We start from the raw sequence: 19518 nt of genomic DNA on the forward strand, positions 1-19518 counted from the left end.
GTATTGAGTATCGCGGTCGATACCAATGTCATCCTGCGCGCAGTCGTCGGCGATAATCCGCGGCAGGCGACCATCGCGCGCGAAACTCTCGCACGCGGCTTTTCGGTGTCGGCATCGGTGCTGGTCGAAGTCGAGTGGGTCTTGCGATCATCCTATCGCTGGCCGCGATTGGCGATCGCGGCCGCGCTCACGGGCCTGCTTGACCTTCCCGCCATCGATGGCGCGCCATCGGATATCGGCTGGGCCGTCGAACGCTATGGCGCCGGCGCGGACTTCGCCGACGCGGTGCATCTGATCTCCGCCAAATCCGCGCAAGCCTTCGCAACCTTCGACCGCAAGCTTGCCGTCCATGCCGGCCCCGACGCACCCCTCCCCATCGAGACGCTCGCCTGATGGCCAAGCTCTATTTCTACTATGCCTCGATGAACGCGGGGAAGTCGACGAACCTGCTCCAGGCCGATTTCAACTATCGCGAGCGCGGCATGCGCACGATGCTGTTCACCGCCGCGATCGACAACCGGTTCGCGGCGGGCACGATCGCCTCGCGGATCGGGCTCACCGCGCCTGCGACCATGTTTGACGGCAGCACAGACATCGCCGCCTTGGTCGCCACCGACCACGCCCGCGCGCCGCTATCGTGCGTCCTCGTCGACGAGGCGCAATTCCTGACCGCCAGACAGGTCGACCAGCTCGCGCACGTCGCCGACACGCTCGGCATCCCCGTGCTCACCTACGGCCTGCGCACCGATTTCGTCGGCGCGCTGTTCGAGGGATCGGCGCGCCTCCTCGCGCTCGCCGACACGCTCGTCGAGATCAAGTCGGTCTGCGAGTGCGGGCGCAAGGCGACGATGAACCTGCGCGTCGACGCGAACGGCACGGCGGTCGCGCACGGCGCGCAGACCGATATCGGCGGCAACGATCGCTATGTGGCACTGTGCCGCCGCCATTTCGTGGAAGCCTTGACCGCCTGACCACGCTAGAGCCCGGCGCCATGCACGGCTGGATCATCCTCGACAAACCCCTCGGGCTCGGCTCGACGCAGGGCGTCTCCGCGATCAAGCGCGCGCTCCGCCAGGGCGGCTACGGCAAGGCCAAGGTCGGCCATGGCGGCACGCTCGATCCGCTCGCCACCGGCGTCCTGCCGATCGCGATCGGCGAGGCGACGAAACTCGCCGGACGCATGCTCGACAGCGACAAGATCTACGACTTCACGATTCGCTTCGGCGAGCAGACCGACACGCTCGACGCGGAAGGCACGGCGATCGCGACGAGCGACGTCCGCCCCACCCCCGCACAGGTCGCAGCGGTCCTGCCCCGCTTCACCGGCCCGATCGCGCAGGTCCCCCCTGCCTACAGCGCGCTCAAGATCGACGGCGAACGCGCCTATGATCTCGCCCGCGCCGGCGAAGAGGTCGTCCTCGCCAGCCGCGACGTCACGATCCACGCGCTCGCCCTCGTCGCCGCGGACGAAACCGCCGTCACCCTCACCGCCCACGTCTCGAAGGGCACCTATATCCGCAGCCTCGCGCGCGACATCGCGCTGGCGCTCGGCACGGTCGGCCACGTCACGATGCTCCGCCGCACGAAGGCCGGCCCGTTCGACCTGTCTGGCGCGATATCGCTGGACAAACTGGATGAAGTCGCTAAGGCGCGCACCCTTGAAGACATACTCCTGCCGCTGAGGGCGGGGCTGGACGACATCCCGGCTCTGCATCTCGATCCCGACCAGGCAGGGGCGCTCCGTCAGGGGCGCGTACTGGCGGGACATGCCGAAGACGACGGCCTCCATTTCGCGACGCTGGGCGATACGCCCATCGCGCTGGTCGAGGTCCGCGACGGAAACGTCGCCGTCGTCCGCGGCTTCAACCTGTAAGATGTTCGAGGACGAACCATGACGATCACCGCAGAACGCAAGACCGAGCTGGTCAAGGAACATGCCCGTATCGAGGGCGACACCGGATCCCCAGAGGTCCAGGTCGCGATCCTCACGGAGCGGATCCGCAACCTGACCGAGCATTTCAAGGGCCATAAGAAGGACAACCATTCGCGCCGCGGGCTGCTGATGATGGTCAACAAGCGGCGCTCGCTGCTCGACTATCTCCGCCACAAGGACGGCGACCGGTATCTGGCCCTGATCGCGAAGCTCGGCCTGCGCAAGTAACACCAAGGGCGCCCCAGCGGCGCCCTTGTCGTATCCGGGCGAAATGCAATTCGGCGTTTCGTTTGACCCAAAGCTCTCCCGTTCGCCCTGAGCTTGTCGAAGGGCTGCACTTCCTTCTTGCGAAGGAAGACAAGAAGGACAGGGCTTCGACAGGCTCAGCCCGAACGGGCTGGGAGGGCATCGAAAGAGCCGATGATGGCTCGCTCATAGGCCCCGACGGGATTGGCCCGCCGGAGTGAAGGAAACCACATGTTCGATACCAAGACCGTCAGCATCGAGTGGGGCGGACAGACCCTCACCCTCGAAACCGGCAAGGTCGCGCGGCAGGCCGATGGCGCCGTCATCGCGACGCTCGGCGAAACCGTCGTCCTCTGCGCGGTGACCGCCGCCAAGAGCGTCAAGGAAGGGCAGGATTTCTTCCCGCTCACCGTCCATTATCAGGAGAAGTTCTCCTCCAGCGGTCGCATCCCCGGTGGCTTCTTCAAGCGCGAGCGCGGCGCGACCGAGCGCGAGACGCTGGTCAGCCGGCTGATCGATCGCCCGCTGCGCCCGCTGTTCCCCGAAGGCTTCTACAACGAGATCAACTGCATCGCGCAGGTGATGAGCTATGACGGCGAGAACGAGCCCGACCTGCTCGCGATGATCGCCGCCTCGGCCGCGATGACGCTGTCGGGCGTGCCCTTTATGGGGCCGATCGGCGCCGCGCGCGTCGGCTATCAGGATGGCGAGTACATCCTCAACCCGTCGGACGCGCAGGTCGCCGCGGGCGAGCTCGATCTGATGGTCGCCGCCACCCACGACGCCGTCATGATGGTCGAATCGGAAGCCAAGGAGCTGTCCGAGGAGGTCATGCTCGGCGCCGTCATGTTCGCGCACCGCGCCTCGCAGCAGGTGATCGACGCGATCATCGATCTCGCGGAGCAGGCCGCGAAGGACCCGTGGGAGCTCAAGGTCCAGGCCGACAGCTCCGCGGTCAAGGCCACGCTCAAGAAGCTGATCGGCAAGGACCTGGAGAAGGCCTACAAGCTCACCGACAAGCAGCAGCGCCAGACCGCGATCAACGAGGCCCGCACCAAGGCCCGCGACGGCATGGCGGACCTGAAGGACAGCGATCCGCAGGCCTATCTTGCCAGCCTCAAGCTGGTGAAGAAGCTGGAGGCGGAGATCGTCCGCACCGCGATCCTCAAGACCGGCAAGCGCATCGACGGCCGCGACACCACGACGGTCCGTCCGATCGAGGCGGAAGTCCACTTCCTGCCGCGCGCGCACGGCTCGGCGCTGTTCACCCGCGGCGAGACGCAGACGATCGCCACCACCACGCTCGGCACCCGCGATGCGGAGCAGATGATCGACGGTCTGGGCGGCCTCAGCTACCAGCACTTCATGCTGCACTATAACTTCCCGCCCTATTCGGTCGGCGAAGTCGGTCGCTTCGGGGCGCCGTCGCGTCGCGACATCGGCCATGGCAAGCTCGCCTGGCGCGCGCTCCACGCGGTGCTCCCCTCGAAGGAGGAGTTCCCGTACACCATCCGCGTCACCTCGGACATCACGGAGAGCAACGGCTCCTCGTCGATGGCCACCGTCTGCGGCGGCAGCCTCGCGCTGATGGATGCGGGCGTGCCGATCAAGCGCCCCGTCTCGGGCATCGCGATGGGCCTGATCCTCGAGGGCAAGGACTTCGCGGTCCTGTCGGACATCCTCGGCGACGAGGATCACCTCGGCGACATGGACTTCAAGGTGGCCGGCACGTCGGAGGGCATCACGTCCTTGCAGATGGACATCAAGATCGCGGGCATCACCGAGGAGATCATGAAGGTCGCGCTGGCGCAGGCCAACGAGGGCCGCGCGCACATCCTGGGCGAGATGGCCAAGGCGCTCTCGAGCACGCGTAACGAGCTGTCGGCGCACGCGCCGCGGATCGAGACCTTCTCGATCGACAAGTCGAAGATCCGCGAAGTCATCGGCACCGGCGGCAAGGTGATCCGCGAGATCGTCGCGCAGACCGGGGCGAAGGTCGACATCGACGACGAGGGCGTCATCAAGGTGTCGTCGTCCGACCCCGCGCAGATCGACGCCGCGATCGCATGGATCAAGGGCCTCGTCGAGGAGGCCGAGGTCGGCAAGGTGTATGACGGCAAGGTCGTCAACATCGTCGATTTCGGTGCGTTCGTGAACTTCATGGGCGGCAAGGACGGGCTCGTTCACGTCTCCGAGATGCGCAACGAGCGCGTCGAGAAGGTGTCGGACGTCGTCTCCGAGGGGCAGGCCGTGAAGGTCAAGGTCCTCGAGATCGATCCGCGCGGCAAGGTCCGCCTGTCGATGCGCGTCGTCGATCAGGAAACCGGCGCCGAGCTGGAGGACACCCGTCCCGCACGCGAACCGCGTGAAGGCGGCGACCGTGGCCCGCGCGGCCCGCGTCGTGACGGCGACGGCGGTCGCGGCGGCGATCGTGGCCCCCGTGGCGAAGGCGGCGGCGACCGTGGCCCCCGCGGTCCGCGTCGTGACGGCGACGGTGGTCGCGGCCCCCGCCGCGACGGTGGCAGCGGCGGCGATCGCGCCCCGCGCTCGGATCGCAAGGACGATAACGGCCCTGCGCCCGAGTTCGCTCCCGCCTTCCTGACCGGCGACCGCGACTGATCGACCGGTCCGCAAGGACGAACGGAAAGGGCCCCGGCAGCGATGCCGGGGCCCTTTTCGGTGGCGCAGGACGCCCAACACCCCTCCCGTCACCCCGGACCCTTCGACAAGCTCAGGAGAGCCTTGATCCAGGGTCCCGCTTCTTGCCCGACGCAGAAAAGGAAGCGGGACCCCGGCTCAAGGCCGGGGTGACACCTCGTAGTCATGCGGAGGCGCGGAGGCGTATCGCGTAGGTCGGCGCGGCCCTGTCATATCATGGCTCGGCAGGCGAAGCCGCCGGCGCAACGAGCACAACTCCTCCGCGCCTCCGCGCCTCCGCCTGAACCAACCTTCCAAATCTCCCCTCGCGATGGCGATACAACCCGACCCCCACCCATTGCGCTCCCGCAACGAAAAGCGCATCCTCCTCACCAAGGCAACGCGGGGGCGGGCATGGCAACGATCGCAGGATATCCCTCGGCACTCCAGCGAGAGCGCCGCGTCTTCCTCGTCATGGCGCTCGCGATCGCGGCCACCACGATCGCCGGGTTCACGCTGGACCTTGCCGCCGGCCGCGCCACCTTCGCGGAGTTCCCGTGGCAGGTCCATGCGCATGCGATCGTCTTCGCGTCTTGGATCGTCCTCTACGTCGTCCAGTCCTGGCTCGTCGTCGCAGGCCGAACCCGGCTCCACCGCTCGCTCGGCATATGGGGCGCGGTCCACGCCACCATCATGGTCCCGCTCGGCATCGCCGCCACGCTGATGGCGATCCAGCGCGGCGGCGTGCCGCCCTTCTTCCCGCCCGGCGTGTTCCTCGTCCTCGACGTGCTCGGCATCCTCGTCTTCGGCGGGCTGGTCGCGGCGTCGATCGCGATGCGGCGGCGGCACGACTGGCACAAGCGGCTGATGCTGTGCGCCAACGTCCTCGTCATGTCGCCCGCGCTCGGCCGGCTGCTGCCGATGCCGCTGCTCGGCGCATTCGCCCCGCTCGCGGTGTTCGCCGCGCTGATGCTCTATCTCGTCGTCGCGATCGCGTACGACGTGCTGACCCGCGGTCGCGTCCACCCCGCTTATTGGTGGGGCACCGGCGTCATCACCGCGTTCCAGCTGTCGATCGGCCCGCTGGGGTTCAGCCCGCCCGTCCTCGCGATGGTCGCCACGCTGACGCGCTGACGCCGATCGTAGACGCCGATCGTACCTGTGTCGGCCCGGCGTCGACGTCGTGCCGGACGCGCGCGCCGCGCGATCCCGTCAGTCCCGGAATCCCGGATCGATCCGGTCCAGCTTCCGCAGCAACGCCGGCCACGCCAGCTTCTGCGCCAGCCCGCCCATCCCCTTGGGATTGGACTGGCCCTTCACCTTCTCCGCCACGCCCTGCGGCGGGTTGTTGAGGTTCTCGCGCCCCGCCGAGAGCATCAGCACCTGCGCCTCGCACGCGCGCTCGAGAAAATAGAGTCGCAGGAAGCACGACGCGACCGAATCGCCCACCGCCAGCGTGCCGTGGTTGCGCAGGATCATCGCGTTCTTGTCGCCGATGTCCGCCACCAGCCGCTCGCGCTCGTCGAGATCGGTCGCGACGCCTTCATAGTCGTGATACGCCACGTCGTGGCCCGCGATCATCGACGTCTGGGTGTGCGGCAGCAACCCGAACTCCATCGCGGACACCGCCTGCCCGTGCGGCGTGTGCAGATGCATCACCGCCGCCGCATCCTCACGCGCCATGTGGATCGCGGAGTGGATCGTGAACCCCGCCGGGTTCACCGGGTGCGTCGTCGTACCGACGGGATTGCCCGCGACGTCGATCTTCACCAGCGACGATGCGGTGATCTCGTCGAACATCATGTCGTACGGGTTGATGAGGAAATGGTGCTCGGGGCCCGGCACCCGCGCAGACAGATGCGTGAAGATCAGGTCGTCCCAGCCATAATGCGCGACCAGCCGGTACGCTGCAGCCAGATCGACCCGCACCTCCCACTCGCCCGGGGCATAGCGTGCTTCGGTTTCGACGGATGCCAGCGTGGCCATCGGCTCTCTCCAGTTGCTCTTTGCAATGGAGTGTACGCCGAACATCGCCTGTAGGAAAGTGGGGAGCTTCTGTTGCCCGGTGCCCCCCGTACCGCTGGAATCCGCTTCTGTTGCCCGGTGCGGTCCAACCGCGCTCTTTTAGAATAACTTCAGGCCGTTAGGCCCTTAGTTACGCTGCAATCGCGAGTGCTTCGTTATCGTTGGCACTTGTGTAATGGGCCGTTTCGGTGGTCCCATTCCGGGCGAAAGACAGCGCTTTTCAACACACGTCGATCCTAGTTCGGCCCCGTCAACACCCGCCCATTCTCCTGAAAGGAGCAAGACGGGTGATGGTGGAGCCGCCGGGTACCGCCCCCGGGTCCGTTGTGTCTATTTGACACCACCGTTTATCGCCATAGCCGGCGAGGGAAGATCCCCCATCGGCGACCCCGATATAGGCATAGTATCCCGTTGTGAAAAGCCCGCCTTTCGCTCGCCATAAAGCGGGTGCATAGACGGCCTATGTTGACCCAGCGTTCCCGCTACGCGCTTCGCTCGATGCTGTTCCTGGCAGAGGCGCCCGCCGGCAGCCCACCGATCCCGATGAACCGCATCGCTGCCGCCGCGACCGTGCCGCGCAAGTTCCTCGAGCTCATCCTCGCGGACCTGCGCGACGCGGGGCTCCTCCACAGCCACCGCGGCAAGATGGGTGGCTATTGCCTGTCGCGCCCCAGCCACCTCATCTCGATGGGCGAGATCATTCGCGTGATCGAGGGGCCGCTCGCATTGGTCCCCTGCGTCAGCCGCACCGCCTATCGCAAATGCGCCGACTGCAAGAGCGAAGCGGATTGCGCGATCCGCATCGCGATGATGCGCGTCCGCGACGAAACCGCACGCATCCTCGACGGCACCAGCCTCGCCGACGCGACGGCGCGCGCGCTCGTCGCGGCGTAAAGCCCAACCGTCATCCCGGCGAAAGCTGGAATCTCCCTCGGCAGGAACGTCCCGCGTCGAAAAGACCCCGGCGCTCGCCGAGGTAACGACTTACGGCCGCGCCTTCAGCTCGTCCCGAATCTCACGCAACAGCGCGATCTCGACCGGCTCGGGCGCGGGCACCGCCGCCACTTCCGCTTCCTTGTGCTCGAACAACGCGGTCGCGCGGTTGATCGCTCGGATGAGGAGGAAGATGATGAACGCCACGATCAGGAAGTTCACCGCCTGCGTGATGAACGCGCCGTACCCCAGCAGCGGCACGCCCGCTTTCTTGAGCGCCGCGTAGTCGGTCGATCCCGCCAACGCTGCGGGCACCGGTCCCAGCGTGACGAAATAGCTCGAGAAATCGAGCCCGCCGAAGATCTTTGCGATGATCGGCATCAATACGTCCTCGGTCAGCGACGTCACGATCTTGCCGAACGCCGCACCGATGATGACCGCCACCGCCAGGTCGAGCACGTTGCCGCGCATGATGAACGCCTTGAACTCTTTCAGCATCGCCGTCCCCTTTTGCCGTCCATCGCCAGCCTATCCGTCGATTGCCCCTTCGCCAAGCGCATCGAGTGTCCTATATGCGTAGGACAGACCAACGGAGACACCTTCCCATGTCGTATCGCCGGATTGCCCCTATCGCCCTGCTCGCCCCCGTGCTGCTCGCGGGCTGCGGGCTCAACAGCGTGCCGACTGCCGAGGAAACCGCCAAGGCGCGCTGGGCCGACGTCCAGAACGACTACCAGCGCCGCGCGGACCTGATCCCCAATCTCGTCAGCACCGTGAAGGCCGCGGGCGCGCAGGAAAAGAGCATCCTCGTCGAGGTGACGCAGGCGCGCGCCGGCGCCAACGCGGTCCGCGTCTCGGGCGACGATCTGTCCGATCCCGCCAAGCTCGCGCAGTTCGAGCGCGCGCAGAACAGCGTCAGCCTGTCGCTCCAGCGACTGCAGGAGGCCTATCCCGAGCTCAAGTCGCAGGGCAACTACACCACGCTGATGAGCCAGCTCGAAGGCACCGAGAACCGCATCGCGATCGCGCGCCGCGACTACAACGCCGCCGTACAGGACTATAACACGAAAATCCGCACCTTCCCCGACGCGATCGGCGCGAAGGTGTTCTACGGCGCGAAGCCGATGGTGCCGTTCCAGGCTACGACGCCGGGCGCGGAAGCCGCTCCGACCGTCAATTTCGGGAATGCGAGCTGATCGAGCGCCGGACCCGCTTCACCATCGGGTTCGTTCTCGGGGTTGAACACCCCCCGTCCCGTTCGGGCTGAGCTTGTCGAAGCCCTGCCCTCCTTCTTCGCAAGGTAGAAAAGACGTGCAGTCCTTCGACACGCTCAGGACAAACGGGTGGAGGATGGCGATGGCCGTCCTTGCCCTGCTCTGCGCGATCCCACTCCTCACCAGCCCCGCGACCGCGCAGACCTTCCCCAAATTCACCGGCCTCGTCGTCGACGACGCGAACGTCCTGCCCGCCGACGTGAAGGCGCAACTCCAGACGAAGCTGGAGGCGCTCCAGAAGGATACCAACCGCCAGCTCGTCGTCGCCACGATCGCGGACCTGCAAGGCTATCCGATCGAGGATTACGGCTACCGCCTCGGCCGCGCCTGGGGCGTCGGGCTCAAGGACGTCAACAACGGCGCGATCCTCTTCATCGCGCCCAACAACCCCGCCGGCCAGCGCGGCCCCCGGATCGAGGTCGGCTACGGCCTCGAACCCGTCCTTACCGATGCGCTTTCCAGCGTCATCATCAACCAGCAGATGCTCCCGAAACTGCGCGCCGGCGACACCCCCGGTGCGATGGTCGCGGGCGCCGACGCGCTGGTCGCGCAGCTCCGCGCCAGCCCCGACGAGGCGAAGGCGCGTACCGACGCCGCGGTCGCCGCGTTCGACAAGACGCACAAGCGATCGGGCAAGTCCGGCGGCTTCCCGATCGGGCTCGTCTTCTGGGGTATCGTGATGGTCGTCGTCTTCGGCTCGATGATCGGCCGCGGGGTGCGCGGCTCGCGCTATCGGGGCGACGGCGGCGGGGTCCTCCCGATCGTGCTGTGGAGCATCGCCAACGAGATCGGGCGCAGCGCCGGAGGCGGCGGCGGTGGCGGCTGGGGGAGCGGCGGCGGTGGTGGCGGCTCCGACGGCGGCTGGGGCGGTGGCGGATTCACCGGCGGCGGCGGTGGCTCGTTCGGAGGCGGTGGCGCCTCGGGAGACTGGTGATGCGCCTGACCGATGCCGATCGCGCGAAGGTGACCGACGCCGTCACGCAGGCCGAACTCCGGACCTCGGGCGAGATCGTCACGGTGATCGCACGCCGGTCGGACGCGTATCACGACGTCGCCGCGCACTGGGGCATCCTCGCCATGCTGCTGTCGATCGCGCTACTCGCCGCGTTCCCGTCCGCGATCGAGGCGGTCCATGATCGCCTGTTCGATCCTTGGGCACAGGGGATTCCGCCGTCCGCCGTGCTCACGATCGCGCTCGCGGTCGCCAGCATCGCGTTCCTGCTCGTCCGCTGGCTGCTCTCGGTGCCGGCGTTGCGTATGCGCCTGACGCCTGCGCGCACCAAGGCGCGCCGCGTCCACGCCCGCGCGCTCGCGCTGTTCCGCACCAGCGCGGAGAAGCGCACCACCGGCGCGACCGGCGTCCTGCTCTATCTTAGCATCGCCGAGCACCGCGCCGAGATCATCGCCGACGCCGCGATCCATTCGAAGGTCCCGCCCGAACGCTGGGGCGACGCGATGGCAGCGCTCATCCTCGCGATCAAGGACGGCCGCCCCGCCGACGGCATGACGGATGCCGTGGGGCAGATCGGCGCGATCCTCTCGGAGCATTTCCCGCGCCGCGACGACGACGTCAACGAACTCCCCGATCGGCTGATCGAGTTGTGAGCGACGCCACGCAGACGATGTGGGAGGGCCGCTATCTCAAGGTCCTGAAAACCGGCACCTGGGAATATGCCGCGCGCACCGGCAGCCTCGGCGCCGCGGTGATCGTCGCGATCGACGACGGCCACATCCTCCTCGTCGAACAATATCGCCGCCCCTTCGCAAAGCCCTGCCTCGAACTCCCCGCCGGCCTCGTCGGCGACGACACCGAGGGCGAAAGCGTCGAGTCCGCGGCCACCCGCGAGCTGGAAGAGGAAACCGGCTACCGTCCCGCCCGCATCGAAACGCTCGGCGAATTCGCCTCATCCCCCGGCATGACGTCCGAAACCTTCACTCTCGTCCGCGCGCACGATCTCGTCCGCACCGGAGACGGCGGCGGCCATGACGGCGAGGACATCACCGTCCACCGCGTCGCCCTTGCGGACATCCCCGCCTTCGTCGCGGCGAGACGCGGCGAAGGCGTCGTCATCGATACGAAACTGATGATCGTCCTGGCAGGATCGCTGCTGGCCTGACGCCTTCCTCCCGCCTCGGCAAGGAGGATGAGGAGCGCCGAACGGTCGTCGTACCCAGGGTCGATCGACATTCAGCTTGGTGCATCGTCCTGTGCGTCTCCCCGGAACAGGGCACTCCTGAGCTTGTCGAAGGGTCAGGGGTGACGGATTTCGGCACGTATCTGCGCACCATAGCCGAATGTCGATTGGCCCTAGAACCGCCCCTCCACCGCCAGTCGATACCCGTTCGCGGTCGCCACGAACCCCGCCAGTTCCAGCTTCTGCCCCAACACCGGATCCCCCGGTGTCACGAACAGCTCGCCCGTATACCGCCCCGCACCCGTCACCCGCAGCGTCGCGCGCTCGGTCCCCGCCTGCCCCTGCAACGCCACCAGCAGCGCGCCAGCGTCGCACCGCGCGGTGCCCGTCATCGCCTGCGCGATCGGCACCCCCGCGACGTCGCCCGCCAGCGTCAGCCGTACGCGCCCCTGCGCCTCCTCGCACACATCGTCGCGGAACCGCACGCTGAACGCCTCCAGGCCCACCGTCGTCACCGGCAACGGCGCGAAGATCGCCCCCGTCGGAAGCGTCGCGGTCATGTCGTCGATCGCGAATACATGCCGCCCGATCGACACCGCCCCATCGACCGAGGGCGCCGCCCCCGGCACCCGCGTCGCCAGATCGACCCGCGCGCGCCCGACCAGCAGCGCCAGCGGCGACACCCCCGCGCGCAGATCGCCCAGCGCCAGATCGCCGAACCGCGCCTCCGCCAGCGACCCCGACCACACCGTTCCCCGCGCCGCCCGCGCGCTCAGTCCGGCGTCGCCCAGCCCGGTCCAGGCCAGCGCCAGCCGCATCGGCAGGAACACCACCATCGCGATCGCCAGCATCGCGCCGAAAAGCGCCGCCGGCCCCGTCCGCAACCGTATCCGCCTCATGCGCCGCGCACCCGCAGCGTCATCGTCGCCGAAACGCTGCCATCATTGTTGCTCGTGATCGCCAACTGGTCGACCAGCACGCCGCCACGCTCCAGCCGGTTGACCCACTGGACCAGCACGCCGGGCCGCGCGGAGGGAATCGCGATCCGCACGCGGTCTGCGCCCTCGGCATCGAGCGTCCCGATCGTGAACCCGGCCTGGTCCGCCTGCATCCGCACCGTATCCGCCAGCGGCGCGACCAGCGGCGGCGCGCGATCGCGGCGCGCGCGCTCGATCGCGTCGATCGCCGCCTGCGTCCGCCCCAGCCGGATCACCGCGCCCGCATAGCGCTCACGCGACGAGGCCAGCCCGTCGCTCACCGGCCGGACGATGCCCGCCCACAGCAGCACGACGACGGCCAGCGCCGCCATCACCAGCAGCAACCGCTTCTCGCGCAGCGACCGCCCCTCGAACCATGCCGCCAGCGATCTCATCGCGGCGACACCGTCAGCTCGCCGGTCACGCGCCCGCCCGCGGAGGCGAACACACTGGCGGTCGTCGCGAACCCGGCCGCCTCCATCGCGCGCTTCAGGTCGTTCGCCTGCCCCTCGCCCTGCGTCGCGACACTCAGGCGCAGCGATCCATTGGGTTCGAACGTCATCGCGGTCACCTCGCTCCCCGGCACGCTGCGCACCGCCGCATACGCCGCCGCCGCGGTCCGGCTGAACCCCAGCCCGGGTCCACGAACCCCCGCGACCCGCGCCTCCAGCTGCCGCCCCGCATCGTTCACCGTCTCGCCGCGTGGCAGGCCCCGCCGCGCCAGCTCGTCCGCGCGCGCCTCGACCGTATCCGCGCCGAAACTGTACTTCCCGATCCGCACCAGATCGATCGCCAGCGTCACGCCAAGGATCGCGAGCCCCAGCACCGCCATCCGGCGCACAAGCCGCCAGTCGATCGCGCGCCGCCGACGCCGCGCGAAAGCCCCTTGCCGCAAGTCGAGCGCGGGCGCCGCCACCGCCGCGACGATCGCCGCATCGCTCTCGCCCCGCGCCAGCGTCTCGGGCGCCACGCCGCCGGTCACCAGCTCGGTCAGCCGCGCCTCGTCCGCGAACCCGCTCGTGCCGCCGCGCACCACGCCCTCGCCCGCCAGGTCGGCGCGGACATAGCCCTCGTCCGGGCGCGGCAGCAGCATCGGCGCAGGCACGATCGCGACCGGATCGACCCCCGCCTCCGCCAGCATCGCCAGCCAGCGCGCCACATCCGCCACCGCCACCACCCCGATCGGCCGCTCCGCCGCCGCGTCCTCGCGCCCGACCGCGACGTGTAGATCCGCCAGCGGCGACGCGCTCGCCTCCGCCACCAGGATCCGCGCCGCCGCCACCGATTGCGCCGCGGAGCGATCGGGCAGCGTCGCCCAGTGCAGGGTCACGTCCCCCGCCGGCGCCACCGCGGTCACCGGAGACGCATCGAGCGCAGGCACGCCCTCGCCGCGCGCCACCACGCCGTCGCCATCGATCCGCAGCCATCGCCAGCCGAGCGTGTCGCCCGGCAGGAACATCACCGTCGCGCTCACGCGCCTTCCCCCCAGCTTCGCGACACCAGCCGTGCCGGCGCCCTGCGCGCATCGATCAGCGCCGTCTCGCGGATTTCCGCACGCCCCAGCGCCACGTCGACCCTCAGCGCGAACCACCGCGTGACGACCCCGGTCTGCGCCTTCGCCTCGCCCGACGCGACCTGCCCCGCCAGCGCGGGCGCCGCCCAGAACGCGTCCGTCGTCTTGTAGCCCTGCGGCGGACGGCGCAAGAGCATCGCGCGCGCCGCATCGACGCCGACCGTCTCGGGCAGCAGCATCGCGAACAGCGGCGCCTGCTCGGGCGTCAGCGTGTTGACGTTGAGCACCGACGGCTGCGCGACCGGCAGCGCGCAGACCCAAGGCTTCACCCGGTCCCACACATCCGCGGTCAGCCCGTCGACCGCGCGCAGCTCGCTCGCATCCGCCATCATCGCGTTGGGGGTGCGGTACGGCACCGGCTTCGTCGCATAGACCGAATCCTCCGCGCCCCCGCTCAACGGCGCATTGTCGGTGTCGATCCAGTCGACCGTCGCCGCCGCGATCGTCTCCGGCAACCGCCCCGGCACGCCCACCAGCCGCATCAGCCGCACGAACTGCGCGGTCGCCGCGGGCCGTTCGGCATAGGTCTCCGGCCCGGTCTGCTGGACCAGCCCGTTGAGATTGAAGCAGTTTGCGCCGTCATACACCCGCGCGGTCGCGACGCCGCCGGGCACAGGCAGCGCGAACGGCCGGCCGCTCCAGCCGTCCGCCAGCGTCATCCGCTCGGGATCGCGCGCGACGATGTCGGTCACCCGCGTCACCGCCAGCGTCTCGGCCGCATAGGCATAGGCGCGCGCCTGATCGATCGCCCCCGCATTCGCCGCCAGCGTCGTGGTGACGCGCAGCTTCTCCAGCGCGGTCGCCGCCATCACCGCGATCACCGCGACCAGCATCAGCACGGTCAAAAGCGCCGCCCCGCGCTCGCGTTCAGGAAGCATTGGTCGGGCTCGGGGAAGGCATGGGCGTCGGGTTCGATGCGGGTGACGCGACGAGGAAAACCTGCCGCAAGGTCGTGCCGTCGTCGCGAACGATCGTCAATTCCACCGCCTGCGGCAGCGCGACCGGCCCCGTCCCGGCCCAGACGTCGCTCCACGCCCCGCCGATGCGATAGCGCAAAGTCGCCTGCCGCACCTTGTCGACCAGCACCACCGGCGCGAGCGGCGCGGCGCCGTCGAGCTCGGGATACGCCACCCGCTCGATCGCGCCCGCGGTCCAGCGATACGCCACCTTCTGCGCGTTGGGCCGCGGCGCGCCGTCGACGTTGCTCCATCCGCCGCGCACTACGCGCAGCATCGGCATTACCGACGATCCCGCCCCCCCGACGAACGCCGGAGCCAGCGCGCCGCCCTCGTCGCGCGTCGTCCGGTCGAGCGCCTGCGCGAGATCCGCCGCCATCACCGACGACAGCCGCTGGAGCGCGGACACATCGTCGAGCCGCGCCGCCGTCACCCCCTGCGCACGCACGCTGAACGACAGCAGCGCCACCCCGGCCGCCGCGATCATCCCGAAGATCAGCAGCGCGATCATCACCTCGATCAGCGTGAAGCCGGCGTCGGCCGTCATGCCGGGCCTGGCCCGGCATCCGTCGTGGCGCGCACGCATCGATCGTGGTTCACGCAAGGCCGTGGAGGCGAGGCCAAGCCCGGCATGGCGGGAGAGCAAAGCCATATGGGTCACGACGCCACCGCCGTCGCCGCCTGCGGCGGCCGCACCATCGTCATCCGCCCGAGCACCACGCCCGAGGCATCGCTCACCGATACGTCGATCCGCAGGATCCGCGCATCCCCCGTCGCCCGCACGCTGCGCGCCCACGCCCAGTCGCGCCCGCCGTTGCGCTCGGTGCCGGCCGATTGCCCGAGCGCGGGCGGTCGCGCATCGGTCATCGCCTCGATCGCGACGTTGCGCGCCACCGTCTGCGCCAGGAAGATCGCGTCGAGCCGCCCGGTCCCGCGGATCGTCTCCCCCTCCAGCCGGATCAGCGCAAGCGCGGCCAGGCTGAACACCGCCAGCGCGACCATGATCTCTATGAGGGTGAAGCCCCCCTCGGTGCCGGCGCTACGCCTCGACACGGACGCGCCCGTCGCCATCGATCCGCACCGATACCGCAGCCGAGCCGCGCCGCAGCGGCACGCTCAGCGGCTGGTCCGCCAGCCCGGTCTCGTCGAACACCACGCGCTCGCGTGCCGTCGCGGTCACACTCGTCCCCTCGGTCCACTGCGACACCAGCAGCGGCTTCTCGCCCATCGGCACCCAGCGCCCCGCGCGGCGTTCGTCGAACCCGTATCCGCCCGCGGTCACCCACACGCTCACCGGCCGCGCGCCGACGATCGCCTGCGCCTGCGCCGCACGCACCCGCCCCGCAAAACGCGTCGCCTCGTCGACCAGCCGCCCGCGCGGATCGGGCATCGCCATCACCGCCGCCGCACTCGCCAGCGCGATCACGGTGATGACGACCATCAGCTCGACGAGCGTGAAGCCGTGTTCGGCGAAACGCCGAACGGGCGTGAAGCCGTGTTCGGCGAAACGCCGAACGGGCGTGAAGCCGTGTTCGCGTGTCGACCGGAGTCTATTGCCAGCTGCCGATATCGGCATCGACTCCCTCGCCCCCCTCCTTGCCGTCGGCCCCATAGGTCCAGACGTCGGCGGCGCCATGCTGCCCGGGCGACGCGTAGAGATACTCGCGGCCCCACGGATCCTTGGGCAGCTTCTTGAGATACCCGCCCGCCTGATAGCGCGACGGCTCCGCCAGCCCTGCAGGCGCGGACGTCAGCGCAGCCAGCCCCTGCGCGGTCGTCGGATAGTTGAAGTTCTGGAGCTTGAACATCTCCAGCCCCTGCTCGATCGTCGCGATGTCCGCCTTCGCCTTCTCGGTCCGCGCCCGGTCGCCCGACGGCAGCACGTTGAGCGCGACGATGGTCGCCAGCAGCCCGATGATGACGATGACGACCATCAGCTCGACGAGCGTGAAACCGTTCTTTCGCTTACCGCCCGCGCGACGGCGGGGATGACGGACGCTGCACTCGGACATACGCAACCTCATGAGTCTCAGCCCCCCGCCAGCGTGTTGAGCTGGAGGATCGGCAACAGGATCGATAGCACGATCGTCGCGACGATGCCGCCCATCACGACGATGATGAGCGGTTCGAGCAGCGACAGCGCGGTCGCGGTGAAGCGGTCGAACTCCTTCTCCAGATAGTCCGCCGCACGTTCCAGCATCTCGTCCAGCCGCCCCGCCGCCTCGCCGCTCGCCGCCAGGTACGTCAGCAGCGGCGGGAAGACGCCCGCGCGCCGCATCGCGGTCGACAGGCTCCCGCCGCCGCGGATGTCGTCGATGATCGCATCCGACGCCACGCGCAGCCGACGGTTGTGGATCGTCCCCCCCGTCAGCGTCAGCCCCTCCAGCAGCGGCAGCCGGCTCGCCACCATCGTCCCCAGCGTCCGCGCCATCCGCGCCGCATGCAGGTCGCGCAGCAGCCGCCCGAGCAGCGGCACCTTCAGCAGCCATGTATCGAACGCCAGCCGGAAGCCCGGATCCTTCAGCGCGCGCCACCCGCCGAACGCGGCCAGCGCCACCGCCAGCAGGATCGCCCACCAGTATCCGACCAGGAACGCCGACAGCGCGATCACCATCCGCGTCAGCAGCGGCAGTTCCTGCCCGACGGTGTCGAACTGCTCCACCACCTGCGGCACCACGAACATCATCAGCGCGGTCACGACCCCCATCGCCACCAGCGCGAGCACCGCGGGATACGCCATCGCGGTGATGAGCTTCCCCCGAATCTCCGCCTGCCGCTCGAGCAGCGACGACAGACGCTCGAGGATCGTCGGCAGCGATCCCGAACTCTCGCCCGCGGCCACCATCGCGCGGTACAGCGGCGGAAAGCTCTTCGGCGCGCGCCCCATCGCATCCGCCAGCCGCCGCCCCTCGACCACGCCCGCATGCACCTCCGCGACGATCGCGCGCACGCTTTCCTGTTCGGTCTGCCGCGTGATCGTGCGCAGCGATTCCTCCAGCGGCGACACCCGGTTTAGCGTCGCCAGCTGGCGCGTGAACAGCGTCAGCTGCTTGCCCGACATCTTGGGGGCGCCGAGCTTGATGCCGAACAACGGGCGGCCCTTCGTGGCGGGCGCGCTCCCCGGCTCGATCCGCACGACGTATAAGCGCCGCCGGTCGAGCGTGGCGCGCGCCGCGTCGGTATCGTTGGCCGCGACATGCCCCCGCACCTCGCGCCCCCGCGCATCGATCGCCAGATAGTCGAAATCAGCCATGCGCGCGTGCGCCGGACAACCAGAAACCGTTTGTCTCGAGCGAGCGGAGATGAAGCGGATCAGACATCCGCCACCTCCACCGCATCCTGCCGCGACACCCGCACCGCCTCCTGCGGCGTCGTCAGCCCCTGCCGCACCAGCGCGCGCGCCGAGTCCGCCAGCGTGTCGCTGCGCGCGAACGCGTGCCGCGCGATCGCCGCCTCGTCACCGCCGTCGTTGATGAGCCGACGGATCGTCTCGTCGACCCGCACCCCTTCGAACACGCCGACGCGCCCCTTGAACCCGCTCTGCCCGCACGCGTCGCAGCCCGCCGCCTCGTACACCGTCTCGCCCGGCGTCGCGCCCACCATCGCCGCAACCGCGCCGTCCGCCTTCACCGCGCGTCGACACACCGGGCACAGCCGCCGCACCAGCCGCTGCGCGATCACAGCGCGCAGCGTCGAGGCGAGCAGGAACGGCTCCACCTTCATGTCGCGCATCCGCGTGATCGCACCGACCGCGTCGTTGGTGTGGACCGTCGAGAGCACCAGATGCCCGGTCAGCGATGCCTGCACCGCGATCTCCGCGGTCTCGCGGTCGCGGATCTCGCCCACCATCACCACGTCGGGATCCTGCCGCAGGATCGCGCGCAGTCCCGCCGCGAAGGTCAGCCCCACCTTGGGATTCACCTGCGTCTGCCCGACCCCGTCGACCGCATATTCGACCGGGTCCTCGACCGTCAGGATGTTACGCGATCCGTCGTTGAGCAGCCGCAGCGCCGCGTAGAGCGACGTCGTCTTGCCGCTGCCCGTCGGCCCGGTCACCAGCACGATCCCGTTGGGCTCCGCGATCGCGCCCTTCAATAGCGCGAACATCGCCGGCCCCATGCCCAGCGCGTCGAGGTCGATCCCGGCATTGTCCTTATCGAGGATACGCAGCACCACGCGCTCCCCCGCGCGGCTGGGCAGCGTCGAGACGCGCACGTCGAGCAGCTTGCCGCCCAGCGTCAGCCCCATCCGCCCGTCCTGCGGCACCCGCCGCTCCGCGATGTCGAGCCGCGCCATCACCTTCACGCGGCTGACGACGACGGGCGCGACGTGCGGCGGCATTCTCAGCGTCTCGCGCAGCACCCCATCGATCCGCATCCGTACGACCAGCCCGCTCTCGTAAGGCTCGATATGGATGTCCGACACGCCGTTGCGCGCCGCATCCGCGATCACCCCGTTGATGAGCCGGATCGCGGGCGCGTCGTCCGCGGTGTCGAGCAGGTCCTCCGCGGTCGGCAGGTCGCCTGCCAGCAGGTCGAGATCGTTCCCCATCCCGACCGCGGCAAGCGCGTTGGCCTGCCCGTCCATCGCATAGGCGTCGCTCAGCAACCGATCGAACGCGGGCGCCTCGACGAACGCCACATCGAACGCCCGCCCGAGGAACCGCCGCAGCTCCAGCAGTGCCTTCGGATCCGCCCCCTCCCGCATCGCGACCCGCTCGCCGTCGATCACGACCCCGAACTTGCGCGCGAAGGCATAGGGTATGAGCGAAACACTGCCCCCCTCCCGCTCGCGGGAGGGGATGGGGGTGGGCTCCCGCTCCGCCACGA

23 protein-coding genes and 1 other RNA gene are annotated in these 19518 nt (G+C 69.2%); 11 read left to right on the forward strand and 13 right to left on the reverse strand.

Annotated elements, in window-relative coordinates; all coding sequences use genetic code 11:
- The first annotated feature begins 3 nt into the window (after positions 1-3).
- The 6 genes from ACV7NO_RS12645 (at position 4) to ACV7NO_RS12670 (ending at position 5950) form a co-directional block, all read left to right on the forward strand.
- Positions 4-393 carry a type II toxin-antitoxin system VapC family toxin gene (locus ACV7NO_RS12645; protein WP_463406341.1) on the forward strand — a complete coding sequence of 130 codons (390 nt, stop codon included), beginning with the start codon at positions 4-6 and terminating at the stop codon, positions 391-393.
- A complete protein-coding gene (locus ACV7NO_RS12650) occupies positions 393-971 on the forward strand; it encodes a thymidine kinase (protein ID WP_463406342.1) in 579 nt (192 codons plus the stop codon). Before ACV7NO_RS12645 ends, ACV7NO_RS12650 begins: the two co-directional genes overlap by 1 nt.
- A gap of 20 nt (positions 972-991) precedes the next feature.
- Positions 992-1873, forward strand: a complete 882-nt coding sequence (gene truB, locus ACV7NO_RS12655) for a tRNA pseudouridine(55) synthase TruB (RefSeq protein ID WP_463406343.1) — start codon at positions 992-994, stop codon at positions 1871-1873.
- Between the two features lie 18 nt (positions 1874-1891).
- Positions 1892-2161 (forward strand): 30S ribosomal protein S15, encoded by a 270-nt coding sequence (rpsO, locus tag ACV7NO_RS12660; protein WP_463406344.1) that lies wholly within the window; start codon positions 1892-1894, stop codon positions 2159-2161.
- A gap of 249 nt (positions 2162-2410) precedes the next feature.
- On the forward strand, positions 2411-4798 hold the full coding sequence (pnp, locus tag ACV7NO_RS12665) for a polyribonucleotide nucleotidyltransferase (RefSeq protein ID WP_463406345.1): 2388 nt from the start codon (positions 2411-2413) through the stop codon (positions 4796-4798).
- Between the two features lie 432 nt (positions 4799-5230).
- Entirely contained in the window at positions 5231-5950 is a 720-nt protein-coding gene (locus ACV7NO_RS12670; protein ID WP_463406346.1) for a hypothetical protein, read from the forward strand.
- A 78-nt stretch (positions 5951-6028) separates the two neighbouring features.
- Here ACV7NO_RS12670 and ACV7NO_RS12675 read toward each other — a convergent pair whose 3' ends face one another.
- Both ACV7NO_RS12675 and ssrA read right to left on the reverse strand, forming a co-directional pair.
- Positions 6029-6802, reverse strand: coding sequence for a class II aldolase/adducin family protein (locus tag ACV7NO_RS12675; RefSeq protein ID WP_463406347.1), 774 nt, complete (start codon positions 6800-6802; stop codon positions 6029-6031).
- 96 nt (positions 6803-6898) lie between these two features.
- Positions 6899-7265, reverse strand: a transfer-messenger RNA (tmRNA) gene (ssrA, locus tag ACV7NO_RS12680).
- Between the two features lie 38 nt (positions 7266-7303).
- On the opposite strand from ssrA, the gene ACV7NO_RS12685 reads away from it, so the two are divergent.
- Complete coding sequence (locus tag ACV7NO_RS12685) at positions 7304-7735, forward strand: RrF2 family transcriptional regulator (RefSeq protein WP_463406348.1); 432 nt, start codon at positions 7304-7306, stop codon at positions 7733-7735.
- Between the two features lie 90 nt (positions 7736-7825).
- Here ACV7NO_RS12685 and mscL read toward each other — a convergent pair whose 3' ends face one another.
- Positions 7826-8272, reverse strand: coding sequence for a large conductance mechanosensitive channel protein MscL (gene mscL / locus ACV7NO_RS12690; RefSeq protein WP_463406349.1), 447 nt, complete (start codon positions 8270-8272; stop codon positions 7826-7828).
- Between the two features lie 107 nt (positions 8273-8379).
- Between mscL and ACV7NO_RS12695 the strand changes: the two genes are divergently transcribed.
- From ACV7NO_RS12695 to ACV7NO_RS12710, 4 genes are all read left to right on the forward strand, one after another.
- Positions 8380-8970, forward strand: coding sequence for a LemA family protein (locus tag ACV7NO_RS12695; protein ID WP_463406350.1), 591 nt, complete (start codon positions 8380-8382; stop codon positions 8968-8970).
- 160 nt (positions 8971-9130) lie between these two features.
- Positions 9131-9982 (forward strand): TPM domain-containing protein, encoded by an 852-nt coding sequence (locus ACV7NO_RS12700; RefSeq protein WP_463406351.1) that lies wholly within the window; start codon positions 9131-9133, stop codon positions 9980-9982.
- Positions 9982-10653, forward strand: coding sequence for a TPM domain-containing protein (locus ACV7NO_RS12705; RefSeq protein ID WP_463406352.1), 672 nt, complete (start codon positions 9982-9984; stop codon positions 10651-10653). The genes ACV7NO_RS12700 and ACV7NO_RS12705 overlap by 1 nt, the downstream gene beginning before the upstream one ends.
- A gap of 17 nt (positions 10654-10670) precedes the next feature.
- Positions 10671-11165 carry an NUDIX hydrolase gene (locus tag ACV7NO_RS12710; protein WP_463407341.1) on the forward strand — a complete coding sequence of 165 codons (495 nt, stop codon included), beginning with the start codon at positions 10671-10673 and terminating at the stop codon, positions 11163-11165.
- 191 nt (positions 11166-11356) lie between these two features.
- On the opposite strand, the gene gspN is transcribed toward ACV7NO_RS12710, so the two are convergent.
- The 10 genes from gspN to ACV7NO_RS12760 all read right to left on the reverse strand — a co-directional run bounded on the left by gspN (position 11357) and on the right by ACV7NO_RS12760 (position 19492).
- Entirely contained in the window at positions 11357-12082 is a 726-nt protein-coding gene (gspN, locus tag ACV7NO_RS12715; RefSeq protein WP_463406353.1) for a type II secretion system protein N, read from the reverse strand.
- Positions 12079-12555 (reverse strand): type II secretion system protein GspM, encoded by a 477-nt coding sequence (gspM, locus tag ACV7NO_RS12720; RefSeq protein WP_463406354.1) that lies wholly within the window; start codon positions 12553-12555, stop codon positions 12079-12081. Before gspM ends, gspN begins: the two co-directional genes overlap by 4 nt.
- On the reverse strand, positions 12552-13634 hold the full coding sequence (gene gspL, locus ACV7NO_RS12725) for a type II secretion system protein GspL (protein ID WP_463406355.1): 1083 nt from the start codon (positions 13632-13634) through the stop codon (positions 12552-12554). The genes gspM and gspL overlap by 4 nt, the downstream gene beginning before the upstream one ends.
- The gene (gene gspK, locus ACV7NO_RS12730) at positions 13631-14611 is read right to left on the reverse strand and encodes a type II secretion system minor pseudopilin GspK (protein ID WP_463406356.1); all 981 of its coding nucleotides are present in this window, start codon (positions 14609-14611) and stop codon (positions 13631-13633) included. Before gspK ends, gspL begins: the two co-directional genes overlap by 4 nt.
- Positions 14601-15236, reverse strand: coding sequence for a type II secretion system minor pseudopilin GspJ (gene gspJ / locus ACV7NO_RS12735; protein ID WP_463406357.1), 636 nt, complete (start codon positions 15234-15236; stop codon positions 14601-14603). The genes gspK and gspJ overlap by 11 nt, the downstream gene beginning before the upstream one ends.
- Before the next feature lie 110 nt (positions 15237-15346).
- Positions 15347-15742, reverse strand: a complete 396-nt coding sequence (gspI, locus tag ACV7NO_RS12740; RefSeq protein WP_463406358.1) for a type II secretion system minor pseudopilin GspI — start codon at positions 15740-15742, stop codon at positions 15347-15349.
- Positions 15729-16265 carry a GspH/FimT family pseudopilin gene (locus tag ACV7NO_RS12745; protein ID WP_463406359.1) on the reverse strand — a complete coding sequence of 179 codons (537 nt, stop codon included), beginning with the start codon at positions 16263-16265 and terminating at the stop codon, positions 15729-15731. The genes gspI and ACV7NO_RS12745 overlap by 14 nt, the downstream gene beginning before the upstream one ends.
- A complete protein-coding gene (gene gspG / locus ACV7NO_RS12750; protein ID WP_463406360.1) occupies positions 16240-16713 on the reverse strand; it encodes a type II secretion system major pseudopilin GspG in 474 nt (157 codons plus the stop codon). Before gspG ends, ACV7NO_RS12745 begins: the two co-directional genes overlap by 26 nt.
- A 5-nt stretch (positions 16714-16718) precedes the next feature.
- Positions 16719-17942 carry a type II secretion system inner membrane protein GspF gene (gene gspF, locus ACV7NO_RS12755; RefSeq protein WP_463406361.1) on the reverse strand — a complete coding sequence of 408 codons (1224 nt, stop codon included), beginning with the start codon at positions 17940-17942 and terminating at the stop codon, positions 16719-16721.
- A 59-nt stretch (positions 17943-18001) separates the two neighbouring features.
- Positions 18002-19492: a GspE/PulE family protein gene (locus tag ACV7NO_RS12760; protein ID WP_463407342.1), complete on the reverse strand. Its 1491-nt coding sequence runs from the start codon at positions 19490-19492 to the stop codon at positions 18002-18004.
- Positions 19493-19518 lie beyond the last annotated feature (26 nt).

The organism is Sphingomonas sp. Ell38C01, from assembly GCF_055231975.1.